The sequence below is a fragment of the Pseudomonas sp. rhizo25 genome (assembly GCF_031931935.1).
Taxonomy (GTDB): Bacteria; Pseudomonadota; Gammaproteobacteria; order Pseudomonadales; family Pseudomonadaceae; genus Aquipseudomonas; species Aquipseudomonas synxantha.
Genome location: NZ_JAUJXA010000004.1, coordinates 112,212 through 124,697 on the forward strand (window position 1 = coordinate 112,212; position 12,486 = coordinate 124,697).

Annotated in this window: 10 protein-coding genes; 3 read left to right on the forward strand and 7 right to left on the reverse strand. The window is 60.5% G+C overall.

The features are described 5' to 3' along the window. Positions 1–5 precede the first annotated feature (5 nt). The 6 genes from QZR30_RS10410 to rfbB are packed head-to-tail and all read right to left on the reverse strand — an operon-like array spanning position 6 to position 6,605. Positions 6–1,391: a sigma-54-dependent transcriptional regulator gene (locus QZR30_RS10410; protein ID WP_046070439.1), complete on the reverse strand. Its 1,386-nt coding sequence runs from the start codon at positions 1,389–1,391 to the stop codon at positions 6–8. Next, positions 1,388–3,196, reverse strand: coding sequence for a sensor histidine kinase (locus QZR30_RS10415; protein ID WP_046070440.1), 1,809 nt, complete (start codon positions 3,194–3,196; stop codon positions 1,388–1,390). The genes QZR30_RS10410 and QZR30_RS10415 overlap by 4 nt, the downstream gene beginning before the upstream one ends. A 34-nt stretch (positions 3,197–3,230) precedes the next feature. Next, entirely contained in the window at positions 3,231–4,112 is an 882-nt protein-coding gene (gene rfbD, locus QZR30_RS10420; RefSeq protein WP_046070441.1) for a dTDP-4-dehydrorhamnose reductase, read from the reverse strand. Further along, complete coding sequence (rfbC, locus tag QZR30_RS10425) at positions 4,109–4,654, reverse strand: dTDP-4-dehydrorhamnose 3,5-epimerase (protein WP_046070442.1); 546 nt, start codon at positions 4,652–4,654, stop codon at positions 4,109–4,111. Before rfbC ends, rfbD begins: the two co-directional genes overlap by 4 nt. Further along, the gene (rfbA, locus tag QZR30_RS10430; protein WP_046070443.1) at positions 4,651–5,526 is read right to left on the reverse strand and encodes a glucose-1-phosphate thymidylyltransferase RfbA; all 876 of its coding nucleotides are present in this window, start codon (positions 5,524–5,526) and stop codon (positions 4,651–4,653) included. The genes rfbC and rfbA overlap by 4 nt, the downstream gene beginning before the upstream one ends. After that, complete coding sequence (rfbB, locus tag QZR30_RS10435) at positions 5,523–6,605, reverse strand: dTDP-glucose 4,6-dehydratase (RefSeq protein ID WP_046070444.1); 1,083 nt, start codon at positions 6,603–6,605, stop codon at positions 5,523–5,525. The genes rfbA and rfbB overlap by 4 nt, the downstream gene beginning before the upstream one ends. Before the next feature lie 378 nt (positions 6,606–6,983). Between rfbB and aguA the strand changes: the two genes are divergently transcribed. Beyond that, on the forward strand, positions 6,984–8,090 hold the full coding sequence (aguA, locus tag QZR30_RS10440) for an agmatine deiminase (RefSeq protein ID WP_046070445.1): 1,107 nt from the start codon (positions 6,984–6,986) through the stop codon (positions 8,088–8,090). A gap of 236 nt (positions 8,091–8,326) precedes the next feature. Continuing rightward, entirely contained in the window at positions 8,327–8,554 is a 228-nt protein-coding gene (locus QZR30_RS10445; RefSeq protein WP_046070446.1) for a hypothetical protein, read from the forward strand. A 52-nt stretch (positions 8,555–8,606) separates the two neighbouring features. On the opposite strand, the gene QZR30_RS10450 is transcribed toward QZR30_RS10445, so the two are convergent. Further along, positions 8,607–10,694, reverse strand: coding sequence for a TonB-dependent receptor (locus QZR30_RS10450; RefSeq protein ID WP_046070447.1), 2,088 nt, complete (start codon positions 10,692–10,694; stop codon positions 8,607–8,609). Between the two features lie 413 nt (positions 10,695–11,107). Between QZR30_RS10450 and QZR30_RS10455 the strand changes: the two genes are divergently transcribed. After that, positions 11,108–12,424: an OprD family porin gene (locus tag QZR30_RS10455; protein WP_046070448.1), complete on the forward strand. Its 1,317-nt coding sequence runs from the start codon at positions 11,108–11,110 to the stop codon at positions 12,422–12,424. Positions 12,425–12,486: the final 62 nt, after the last annotated feature.

Here is a 12,486-nt window from a genome sequence, read left to right on the forward strand (position 1 = left end):
GGTTGTCACTCGTCGTCAGCGCCGTGGTTGGCGCTGTCGGCGAAGTTCAGGCCGTGCTTGCGCAGTTTGTCGTGCAACGTCTTGCGTGGCACGCCCAGGGCTTCTGCGAGGCTGCGCAGGGAACTGTGGGGGCGGGTCAGTTCGGCGGCGATCAGGCTCTTCTCGAACTGCTCGACCTGCTCGCTCAGGCCGCCAGGGGTGGAGGTCAGCACGCCGGCTGCCGGGTTGTCCTGGGTGTTGTCCAGCGCCAACTCCAGGCCCAGGGCGAAACGCTCCGCAGCGTTTTGCAGTTCGCGCACATTGCCCGGCCAGCTGTGGCGCAGCAATAGCGCGCGCTGGCCCGGTTGCAGCTCATGCAGGGGCAGGCCATGACGGCTGCTGGCCTCGTCGGCGAAGTGCTGGAACAACATCAGCGCATCTTCGCCACGCTCGCGCAAAGGCGGAATGCGCAGCGGCGCGACATTCAGGCGGTAATACAAGTCGGCTCGGAAGCGGCCCTGGTCGGCTGCCTGGCGCAGGTCTTCCTTGGTAGCGGCGATAATGCGGATATCCAGCGGGATCAACTGATTGCCCCCCAGTCGCTCCACCACGCGCTCCTGCAACAGGCGCAGCAACTTGACCTGTACATCCAGGCTCATGCTTTCGATTTCATCGAGGAACAGCGTGCCGCCATTGGCGAATTCAAACTTGCCGATGCGACGTTTCTGCGCACCGGTAAACGCCCCCGGCTCATGGCCGAACAGTTCGCTTTCCACCACCGACTCGGCCAGCGCCCCGGCGTTGATCGCCACAAACGGGCCGCTGCGGCGGTTCGACAGGTCATGCAGCGCACGGGCGACGACTTCTTTCCCCGCCCCGGTTTCGCCCAGGATCAGCACATCGGCCTTGGTCGCGGCCAGCGCCCCAATTTGCTCGCGCAGGCGCAACATTTGCGGCGAATGCCCCACCAAGCGTGTGCTCAGTTGCTGGCGATCACTGAGGGCCAGGCGCAGGCTGCGGTTGTCCAGCACCAGGCGGCGCAGGGCCAGGGCGCGGCGCACGCTGTCGAGCAGGGCGTCGCTGGCGAAGGGTTTTTCCAGGAAGTCATAAGCGCCGGCCCGCATGGCTTGCACCGCCAGCGGCACGTCGCCATGGCCGGTGATCAGCAGCACCGGCAGGTCCGGGTCCTGACCGTGCAGTTCGGCCAGCAGTTCCAGGCCATCCATGCCAGGCATGCGGATATCGCTGACTACCACCCCCGGCCAGTCCCGCGACAAGCGTGCGGTGAGGCCGCTGGCTTCGCCCAGGGGCAGGACTTTCAGCCCGGCCAGGTCCAGGGTCTGGCACAAGGCCTGACGCAGGTGGGGATCGTCGTCGATCAACACCACCTGAATCTGGTTATCGATACTCATACACTGCGGTCCTCGGACGGTTGCAGACTGACGCCCGGCGAGCCGGCACGCAATTTCAAGGTTAACAGCGCGCCGCCTTCCTTGTGGTTGGCGAACAGCAGTTCGCCGCCAAAGGCACGCATCAGGGTGTCGCAGATCGCCAGGCCCAAGCCCAGGCCCTGGGTGCGCGTCTTGGTGGTGTAGAACGGCTCGCTGGCGCGGCCCAGGGCTTCCATGCAAAAGCCCGGGCCATTGTCGCGAATGTACAGGTTGACGCCCTGCGCAGTGGTTTCGGCACTCAGCCAGAGTTTGCGCGGCGGGCCTTTTTCGGTGAGGGCGTCGAGGGCATTGGCCAACAGGTTGCCCAGCACTTGGCGCAGGCGGGTTTCACCGGCCTGCACCCACAGGGTTGCCTCCGGCAGGTCGCGGATCAGCTCCACTTCCATCGAGCGCCGCCGTTTGGCCAGCAACGCCAGGGCGTCGTCCAGCGCCGGTTGCAGGGCCACGCTCTCCGGTGCATGGCGGTCGCGACGGGCGAAGGCGCGCAGGTGGGCGATGATCGAGGCCATGCGCCCGGTCAATTCGCTGATCAGCTTGAGGTTGCCGCGGGCATCGTTGGTGCGCTCGTGGTCGAGCAGGATTTCGGCGTTTTCGGCATAGCTGCGAATCGCTGCCAGCGGTTGATTCAGTTCATGGCTGATGCTCGCTGACATGGTCCCCAGTGCCGAAAGTTTGCCGGCCTGCACCAGGTCATCCTGGGCGCGCACCAGTTCCTGCTGGGCGTGCTCACGCTCGAGCACTTCCTGTTTCAGGCGCCGGTTCAGGCCCTCCAGGTCGCTGGTACGCTCGGCCACGCGCATTTCCAACTCGCGGCGAGCCTTGGCTTCGAAGGCGATGCGTTCCAGGTAATGCCGGCGGCGCTGCATGATCAAGCCCAGCAACAGCATCAGCACCAACAGCGTGGCACCGCCGACGGCCATCACTGTGCGCACCGGGCGGTTGATCAGCGAGCGTGGTGCGAGGATTTCCACGTTCCAGCCGGTCTCGGCGATGGCCGTGGATTGGCGCAGCCAGGCGCTGCTGCTCAGGCTCAGCGGTTGCGGGTCGCGGGTCGGGTAGGGCTGGATGGCAATGATGGCCTGGCGTTCTTCGGTGGTCAGTGGCCGCGTGGCGCGGAACCGCCATTGCGGGCGTGAGGTGAGGATCACCACGCCGTTGTGGTCGGTGACCAGCAGTTGTTCCGGGGTATTACCCCACAGGCTTTCGGTGTGGTCCAGGTCGACCTTCACCACCAGCACACCGATGATCGTGTCGCCATCACGTACCGCTGCGGCAAAAAAGTAGCCGCGCTTGGCCGAGGTGGTGCCCAGGCCGAAAAATCGCCCCAGGCGCCCGGCCATGGCCTCGCTGAAATAGGGGCGAAAGGAAAAATTGCGCCCGACAAAACTGTCTTGTTTGTCCCAGTTGGACGCGGCCAGGGTCTTGCCGGTGGTGTCCATCAAATACATCACTTCCACCCCGGCCTGGGCGGCGACGTCCTTGAGCAGCAGGTTGGCGTTGACCAGGTTGGTGCTGACCTGGGGCGCGTCCAGCGCGGTGCGCAGGGCCGGCAGGTCGCCGAGGATCTGCGGCAGCACTTCGTAGCGGTGCAGGGTGCCCAGCAGGTTGGCGACGTAGAGGTCGAGGGTCTGACGATTCTGCCCGGCCAGTTCGCTGCGGTAATAGCGCTCGGCCAGGTGCTCCAGTGGCCACAACAGCGGTGCCAGGCATAATGCCAGCAGGGCAAGGCTGCGCCAGCGGGGTCGTCGCGCAAGGGGTGGAGTCATGGGGATCGCGCCTGTGGGTACAGGCGCATTATGCCTAGTGCTGCTGTGCAAGACACTCTTGCAATGCGTCCTGCCACTGCGGCTGGCTGACCTGCCATTGCTGCTGCAGCCGCTTGCAGTCCAGGCGCGAGTTCAGCGGGCGCTTGGCGGGCGTCGGGTAGGCGCTGGAAGGGATCGGCTCCAGTTCGGCGCAGGCTTTCCCGTCGGCCCGCAGCTGCGCGCCAATGGCCTCGGCGAAGCCGAACCACGAGGTTTCGCCTTGGGCGGTGAGGTGGTAGATACCCCATTCCCCGGCCTTGCCGGCTTGCCACTGCTCAATCAGCACACGGGTGCTGTTGGCGATGGTTCCGGCCCAGGTCGGCGCGCCGATCTGGTCGGCCACGATGCGCATCTGCGGTTTTTCCTGCAGCAGGCGTTGCATGGTCAGCAGGAAGTTCTTGCCGTGGCTGGAATACACCCAGCTGGTGCGCAGAATCAGGTATTGGCCACCCACGGCAGCAATCGCCTGCTCGCCTGCCAGCTTGCTCTGGCCGTAGACACCCAATGGGTTTGGCGTGTCGTTTTCGGTGTACGGGGCAGGTTTGCTGCCGTCGAACACATAGTCGGTTGAGTAGTGGATCAGCGGGATGCCCAATGCCTTGGCTTCCTCGGCGAGGATGCCGGGGGCGACAGCGTTGATGGCAAAGGCTGCGTCCGGTTCGCTCTCGGCCAGATCGACGGCGGTGTGGGCGGCCGCGTTGATGATCAGGCCGGGGCGATGGGCGCGTACCTGTTGGCGGATCAGGTCGGCGTTGGCCAGGTCCAGCTGATCGCGGCCCAGGACGATGAGCTCGCCCAGGCCCTGGAGCCGCTGTTGCAGCTCTTGGGAGACTTGGCCGTGTTGGCCGGTGATGAGGATTTTCAGGGAAACCGTCACAGGAATAAGTCCGCGTCTTTCAGGTTTGCACCGTTTTGATCCTTGGCGGACAGCGTCGGCGTGCCGTTGAGCTGCCAATCGATGTTGAGATCCGCGTCGTTCCAACGAATGCAACGCTCCGCAGAGGGCGTGTAGTAATCCGTGGTCTTGTAGAGGAATTCGGCGTAATCGCTCAGCACCACGAAACCGTGGGCAAAACCCGGTGGGATCCACAACTGGCGATTATTTTCGGCAGACAGTCGCACGCTGGTCCATTTGCCGAAGTGCGGGGAGCTGCGGCGGATATCCACCGCCACGTCCAGGACTTCGCCAGCCGTCACACGCACCAGTTTTCCCTGGGCGTGTTCTACCTGATAGTGCAGGCCCCTGAGCACGCCCTTTTGCGAGCGTGAGTGGTTGTCCTGCACAAATTGCAGTTGCAGCCCGCTGGCTTTTTCAAACTCACGAGCATTGAAACTCTCATAGAAAAAGCCGCGCTCATCGCCAAAAACCTTGGGTTGGATGATCAATACACCGGGCAACTCAGTGGCGGTTACATTCATTTAGTGTTCCCGGCGAGCATGTACAAGTACTGGCCATAGCCGGTTTTGCCGAAGTATTTGGCGCGCTCCAGCAGATAGTCACGGTCGATCCAGCCGTTCTCGTAGGCGATCTCTTCCAGGCAGGCTACTTTCAAGCCTTGGCGGTGTTCGATGGTCTGTACGTAGGTAGAGGCTTCCAACAGACTGTCGTGGGTGCCGGTATCCAGCCAGGCGAACCCGCGGCCGAATCGCTCTACGTGCAGATCACCGCGCTGGAGGTAGGCATTGTTGATGTCAGTGATTTCCAGCTCGCCGCGTGGCGATGGCTTGACCGCCTTGGCGATCTTGATCACGTCGTTGTCGTAGAAATACAGGCCAGTCACGGCGTAGTGGGACTTTGGCTTCAACGGTTTTTCTTCGATGGACAGGGCACGGCCTTCTTGGTCGAAGTCGATTACACCGAAACGCTCTGGGTCTTTGACCCAGTAACCGAAGACGGTAGCGCCCGAAGGGCGTCCGGCTGCGCCGCGCAATTGATCGCTGAAATGCTGACCATGGAAGATGTTATCCCCCAGGATCAAGCACACAGGATCATTACCAATGAATTCTTCACCGATGATAAACGCCTGGGCCAGGCCATCCGGCGAAGGCTGCTCCGCATAGCTGAAGCGCACACCGAACTGGCTGCCGTCGCCCAGCAGGTTACGGTACTGCGGCAGATCCACCGGGGTAGAGATCACCAGGATGTCCTTGATCCCCGCCAGCATCAGCACTGAGATCGGGTAGTAGATCATTGGCTTGTCATACACCGGCAACAGCTGCTTGGACACGCCCAGGGTAATGGGGTGCAAACGGGTGCCGGAACCGCCGGCCAATACAATGCCCTTCATCATGCGATCAAATCCTTTGCGTCAGTGTTGCCCAATCGTTCACCTTGATAACTGCCATCCTGGACCCTGCGGCACCATTCCAGGTTATCGAGGTACCACTGCACGGTCTTGCGCAGGCCGGTCTCAAAGGTTTCTTCCGGAACCCAGCCCAGTTCACGCTCGATCTTGCTGGCATCGATGGCGTAGCGTTGGTCGTGGCCCGGGCGATCCTTGACGAAGGTGATCAGGTCGGTGAATTTCTCCACGCCGGCTGGGCGTTGTGGCGCCAGCTCTTCCAACAGGGCGCAGATGCCACGTACCACGTCGATGTTCTTCTGTTCGTTATGGCCGCCGATGTTGTAGGTCTCGCCCACAACCCCAGTGGTTACCACTTTAAGCAGCGCGCGGGCATGGTCCTCGACGAACAGCCAGTCACGCACCTGCAAGCCATCGCCATACACCGGCAGCGGCTTGCCCGCGAGGGCGTTGAGGATTACCAGTGGGATCAACTTTTCGGGGAAGTGGAACGGCCCGTAGTTGTTCGAGCAGTTGGTCAGCAGCACCGGCAGGCCATAGGTGCGCTGCCAGGCGCGTACCAGGTGGTCTGAGGCCGCCTTGCTCGCGGAATACGGCGAGCTGGGGGCGTAAGGCGTGGTCTCGGTGAAGAGATCGTCCACGCCGTGCAGGTCGCCGTAGACCTCGTCAGTGGAGATGTGGTGGAAACGAAACGCGCTCTTCGCCGGTTCTGCCAGCTTCTGCCAGTAGGCCCGGGTGGCCTCCAACAGGCTATAGGTGCCAACGATATTGGTCTGGATAAAATCCGACGGGCCGTCAATGGAACGGTCGACATGGGATTCAGCCGCCAAATGCATGATGGCGTCAGGCTCGAAGCGCGCAAGTATGGCGCTCACGGTGGCCTGGTCGATGATATCGGCCTGGACGAACTCATAGCGGCTGTTGGACGCGATACTGGCCAGCGACTCGAGGTTGCCGGCGTAGGTCAGCTTGTCCAGGTTGAGCACTTCATGCTCGGTGTGTTGAATCAAGTGCCGGATCAGGGCCGAGCCAATAAATCCGGCGCCGCCGGTGATGAGAATGCGCATGTCGAGGGCCTTTTCCTTAGACGGACATTGGGCGAAAGAAGCATAGCTTGAGTTGTGAATCGGGCCGGCGCAAGCGCCGCGAGCATAAGGGGTTGATTAAAGCCCCTGAACAATGGCGATATAGACGTCTGAAAAAACAAACGCCGTCACAATGTTGTTGCCCCTGTTGACCCATCGTGCCTGTTCAAGCGGCACTATGGACAGCACGCATGGCGGCTTTGTTCTGTAAATCTGCCGTGATGACCACGCCACAATCGCTTTTCGATAGTTATCGACTACTTCATGTATTTATCAATGTTAATCCAGATTAACCGCTTTTAAAGCCGATTTTTATCCGTTATAAAGTCGACCTTCACCCCATTCGGAGCCCTGATCGCCATGACCACCCTGCACAGCACCCCTCGCGCCGATGGCTTCCACATGCCTGCCGAATGGGCGCCACAGACCCAAGCCTGGATGATCTGGCCTGAGCGCCCTGACAACTGGCGCCTGGGCGGCAAGCCCGCGCAGGCAGCCCATGTGGCCGTGGCCAAGGCCATTGCCCGCTTTGAACCGGTGACCGTTGCAGTTTCCGCTGGCCAGTACGAGAACGCCCGTGCGCGCCTGGATGTTCCCAATATACGATTGGTGGAGATGTCCAGCGACGATGCCTGGGTGCGGGATACCGGCCCGACGTTCGTTATCAACGACAGTGGCGAAGTACGTGGCGTGAACTGGGATTTCAACGCCTGGGGTGGTTTCGACGGCGGCCTTTATTCGCCGTGGAACCGTGATTCCCAGGTGGGTGGCAAGATCCTCGAGATCGAACGTGCGCCGCGCTACCGTACTGAAGGCTTTGTGCTCGAAGGCGGTTCGATCCATGTGGACGGCGAAGGCACCCTTATCACCACCGAAGAATGCCTGTTGAACCGCAATCGCAACCCGCACCTTGATCGAGCAGCGATCGAAGCGGTGCTCAGCGATCACCTGGCGGTGGATAAGATCATCTGGCTGCCGGACGGCTTGTTCAACGATGAAACCGACGGCCATGTGGATAACTTCTGTTGCTATGTGCGCCCGGGTGAAGTGTTGCTGGCCTGGACCGATGACCCACAAGATCCGAACTACGCACGCTGCCATGCGGCCATGGATGTGCTGCAAAACAGCACCGATGCCCAAGGCCGCTCGTTCATCGTGCATAAAATGCCGATCCCGGGGCCGCTGTACGCCACTGAGGAGGAGTGCGCCGGTGTCGACCCGGTGGACGGCAGCCAGGAACGTAACCCGACCGTGCGGTTGGCCGGTTCCTACGTCAACTTCCTGATCGTCAACGGCGGCATCATCGCGCCGAGTTTCGACGACCCGCTGGACAGCCAAGCCAAGCAGATCCTGCAGAACCTGTTCCCCCAGCACGAGGTGGTGATGGTGCCGGGGCGTGAACTGTTACTGGGAGGCGGCAATATCCATTGCCTGACTCAACAACAGCCAGCCCCGCAGAGAAATTGAGTGCAGTTGTAACAACGCCTTGATGGCAAGCGGGGGCACGGTGCGATTGCAGTGTTCCCGGTAAGCCCGCGGCCCAGGCAGGTTGCGGGCTTTTTTATACCTGAATGCCAATGAACACTGGGAATTGGCATAGCTCTTGTATCGCTGTCGTAACAGTGGCCCAGGGTGATGACTGCACAGTTCTGTCACAAACCTTGAGTAAGTTAGCCGCTCACGCAGCAGGAGAGAGCGCTGAAATGAATGCCGATATCAACCCTATCTACACGCGCCCGTTCCACCCGACGCGGGTTAACGGCGACGCGATCCATGCGCTGGCGCTCTGGTTGAAGGCAAACGGCTCGCGACAGATCAGGCAAGCGCCTGACTGGCGCAGCGTGATGCGTGAACGCTACCCGGCGGGGTTGTTCACGGAGGATGAAGTGCGCGAGCTGTGTGACCTGATGTGTAACTCTAAGGCGCGCTGAGACCTTATGTGGGAGGGAGCAAGCCCCTCCCACAGGTTTCATTTATTCGGCCTTAGAAACTGTAGGTACCGGTGACGACCAGGCTACGCGGCTCTCCCGGCTGAATCTGCGCCGCGCTGGTCGCCGAGGCATAGTAGTTCTTGTCGGCGATATTGTTCAGTGCCGCCCTGACATCCCATTCCTTCTGACGAAACCCGGCCAGTGCATCCCAGCGCCCATAACCCGGCAGCACCACGGTGTTGAGGTTGTCGGCGTAACGATCACCCACCAGGGTCAAGCCGGTTTCTGCGTACCAACCCATTTGCGGCTTCCAGGTGATGAACAGGCTGGCATTACGCTTGGCTACATCGCTGATCCGTTTGCCTTCAAAGCCGTTGTTGTCCTTCTCCACCTTGGCGTCCTGCAGGCCCACGCCGCCGCGTACGTACCAATTGTCGACGATCTTGCCGGTGGCGGTCAGCTCCACGCCGCGTGAGCGTTGCAAGCCTGTGAGCAGGGTAATGGTGCGGTCCAGCGGGTCGCTGGTGCGGCGGTTGTAGAGTTCCAGTTCGTACACGGCCAGGGTGGTGCTCAGGCGGTCGTCGAGCCAGTCGCTCTTCACTCCGATTTCTTTTTGCTTGGTCAGCTCGGGGCTCAGGTCATTGGCGCCGCCTGCCGCATTCGGCGTGATACCGATCAGACCGCCGCCTGCGGGTGTGAAGGTCTTGCTCCACGAGGCATAGAACGAATGGTGCTCCAGCGGCGTCCACACCAGGCCGACGCGTGGGCTGGTGCTGTGGCTCTTCACGTTTTGCTGGGTGTTGAGCAACTTGCTGGTGGTGTCCACTTCAAAGCGGTCGTAACGCAGCCCGCCCAGGAGCTGCCACTGGTCATTCAGACGCAGTTGGTCCTGAACGTACAGGGCGCGACTTTCGACTTCGGTGTGGTTGTTGCTCGAAACGCTCATGCGCCCGGTGTGGCTCAGGTGGCGATTGGGCTGGTTGAGGTTCAGGCTCGGCACGGCCTGGCCGCCTCGATTGACGGCGGTAGCGGAGTACAGCTTCGGATCGCGGCGCTGGCTGCCCAGCTCAATACCGGTGAGCAGGCGGTGCTCCAGGCCGAAGGTGTCGAAACCACCTTCCAGCTCAAGGTTGTTGAACACATTGCGGGTGGTCAGGTCCTGCTGCCAGTGCTGTCGGCTGACGGTGTTGGTTTTCGGGTCGTAGCCGGTCTGGTAGGTGTTGTCGAAATCGCTGTCGAGCTTGAACACGCCGAGGGTGTGGCGCAGTTGCCAGTTGGCGTTGAGCTCATAGGCGAGCTTGGAACGCAGGGACTGGGATGTATCGTCGATGTAATCGCCGCTATCAAAATAGGTGGTGCTGCGGCTCACATCGGCCGGACGCCCGTTGACCCCGGGGATGCCGCGGTCCGGCGTGCGGTTGTAGCGGCTGTATTCGTATTGCACCAGCCAGTTCAGCTCAGGGGTGAGCTGCCAGCTCATCGACGGTGCGAACAACTGGCGGTTGCCACTGACGCCATCGCGAAAGCTGTTGTTGTCCTGGTTGCCCATGTTCAGGCGCAGGCTGATGGTGTCAGTCGGATCGGTGCTCAGGTCGGCATACAGGCTGCGCAAATCATTGCTGCCGCCTTGGGCTTCGATGCTGGATTTCTGCCCCTGGGTAGGCAGTTTGCTGACGCGGTTGACGATCCCACCCTGGCCTCCGCGCCCGTACAGCACCGCAGCCGGGCCCTTGAGCACTTCGATGCGCTCGATGTTATGCAGGTCGCGCACGTACTGGCTGTCGTCGCGGATGCCGTCCAGATAGAAATCGTTGCTCGCGTCAAAACCGCGTATGCGCAAACTGTCGAAGCGCGTGTCGGCGCCGCTGCTGACGTTAGGGATGCCGCTTAATGCCTGGCCCAGGTCGTTGGTGCCGTAGGAGCGCAGGCTTTCGGTCTTCACGGAATCGATGGCCTGGGGCACGTAGCGCACGGACGTGGCGGTGCGAGTGGCGGTGCTGGTTTCCTTGACGCGTGGGTCATCTTCGTCAGCCTCGGCGTTAATCGAGGTTTCAGGCAATACCGTGGTCGCATTGGCAAAACCGACAGACAGCAAAAAAGAGAGCCCTAAGGAAATGGGCGTCAGGCGCGGGACAAGCATGGGGGTGAGTATCCAAATGGTCTGGCAGGGAAATAGTGCGCGAATGGTAATGCTTTGCATTTGCGCGTGTTATCTATTCCCTATGGTGCTGCCTGTTAGATTTGTTACTTAATGTGTTTTTGTCCGTGTGCAGCCACATTTGGTGACTTTCATTGCAGCGCTTTAGCTCGCTGCTTAGACGAATATCGCCTAAATACAGACGATTCACGAAATTGACACTTAGTTCAATGCCCGCATAGGATTGCGCCCAACGCCTGTGGCTAACCACCATGACTAAATCCAATAAAAAAGGCCTGCGGCAGTTCAGTCGTCCGCGGGCCTTCTTTTTGCGGAAAAAAGTCGACACCAGAAAAAAGCAACACGGAGCCTGGTGTCACAGCGCGTACTCAACCCGTAATAAGGAATATAAGAACATGTTGAAGCAACGGATGAGTCTGATCGCTCTGGGGATTTTGAGCGCATCGACAGCAATGGCAAACGACCAGGAGCAATCCAAGGGTTTTGTTGAAGACAGCCACCTGAACATCGCCGCACGTAACGCCTACATCAGCCGTGACAAAAAAAATGGCGAGAAGGACAAAGCTGAATGGGGCCAAGGCTTCATCGGCAAGTTCGAGTCCGGCTTCACCCAAGGCACCGTCGGTGTGGGTGTGGATGTGATTGGTCAATACGCTATTCGTCTGGATGGTGGTAAAGGTCGCGCTGGCGCCGGCGGTATCGACTTCTTCAAGCAGGGCAACGGCACTGTTGATGAAAACGGCCAGCGGAATCCTGGCTCGGCACCACACGACCTGGCCAAAGGTGGCGCAGCCGTGAAGTTTCGCGTTTCCAACACCGTACTCAAGTACGGCGACCAGTTCCCGGCTGTACCTGTGCTGCAGTACGACAACTCCCGCCTGTTGTCGGAAACCTACACCGGTACGTCGATCGTCTCCAAAGAGATCGCCGGTCTGCAACTGGACGCGGGTCACTTCACCAAAGAAGCGCGCAAGAGCATGGAAGGCACCGACAGCGGCCGCCTGAAAAGCATCGACTACATTGGTGGTAGCTACAAATTCACCGAAAGCCTGTCGGCTGCCCTGTACGCTTCCGACATGCAGGACGTGCTGAAGAAGCAATACGTCAACGTCAACTACGTGCTGGCCCTGCCAGAGAAGCAGTCGCTGACGTTTGACTTCAACGGCTACAAAACCAAGCTCGACCGCAGCTTCGCCCTGGAAAACCAAGGTGATGCAGACGCTCGCGACAACAAGATCTGGAGCCTGGGCGCCACGTGGGCTGTTGGCCCGCACAGCTTCACCATCGCTCACCAGCGCAGCACCGGCGACACCGGTTACCTGTACGGTGGCTACCGCAATGCTGGCGGCATCGGCGACGGCGGCAATACCATCTTGCTGGCCAACTCCTACTGGTCCGACTTCAACGGCAAGGACGAGCGCTCCTGGCAAGCAGGTTACGGCATCGACTTCGCCACTTTCGGCGTACCGGGCCTGACCTACAACATTGCCTACGTGCGTGGCACCAACATCGACGACGGCAGCGGCCGTGGCGATGGCACCGAGCGTGAAATCTTCAACCAGTTCAAATACGTTGTTCAAAGCGGCCCAGCTAAAGACCTGAGCCTGCGTGCTCGCGCCTCGTGGTTGCGCGTTTCCGATAACGCCAGCAAGTACAACACTGGCGGTAACGAAATCCGTCTGTTCGCCGACTACCCGATCAACGTTTTCTAATTGATCGAGCGTTGCGCCTGATTCCAGGCAATAAAAAACCCCGACTGGTTCGGGGTTTTTTA

Coding starts and splice junctions, on each gene's coding strand:
- QZR30_RS10410 (WP_046070439.1), bottom strand. CDS start 1,391: ATGAGTATCGATAACCAGATTCAGGTGGTGTTGATCGACGACGATCCC.
- QZR30_RS10415 (WP_046070440.1), bottom strand. CDS start 3,196: ATGACTCCACCCCTTGCGCGACGACCCCGCTGGCGCAGCCTTGCCCTG.
- rfbC (WP_046070442.1), bottom strand. CDS start 4,654: ATGAATGTAACCGCCACTGAGTTGCCCGGTGTATTGATCATCCAACCC.
- rfbA (WP_046070443.1), bottom strand. CDS start 5,526: ATGATGAAGGGCATTGTATTGGCCGGCGGTTCCGGCACCCGTTTGCAC.
- rfbB (WP_046070444.1), bottom strand. CDS start 6,605: ATGCGCATTCTCATCACCGGCGGCGCCGGATTTATTGGCTCGGCCCTG.
- aguA (WP_046070445.1), top strand. CDS start 6,984: ATGACCACCCTGCACAGCACCCCTCGCGCCGATGGCTTCCACATGCCT.
- QZR30_RS10445 (WP_046070446.1), top strand. CDS start 8,327: ATGAATGCCGATATCAACCCTATCTACACGCGCCCGTTCCACCCGACG.
- QZR30_RS10450 (WP_046070447.1), bottom strand. CDS start 10,694: ATGCTTGTCCCGCGCCTGACGCCCATTTCCTTAGGGCTCTCTTTTTTG.
- QZR30_RS10455 (WP_046070448.1), top strand. CDS start 11,108: ATGTTGAAGCAACGGATGAGTCTGATCGCTCTGGGGATTTTGAGCGCA.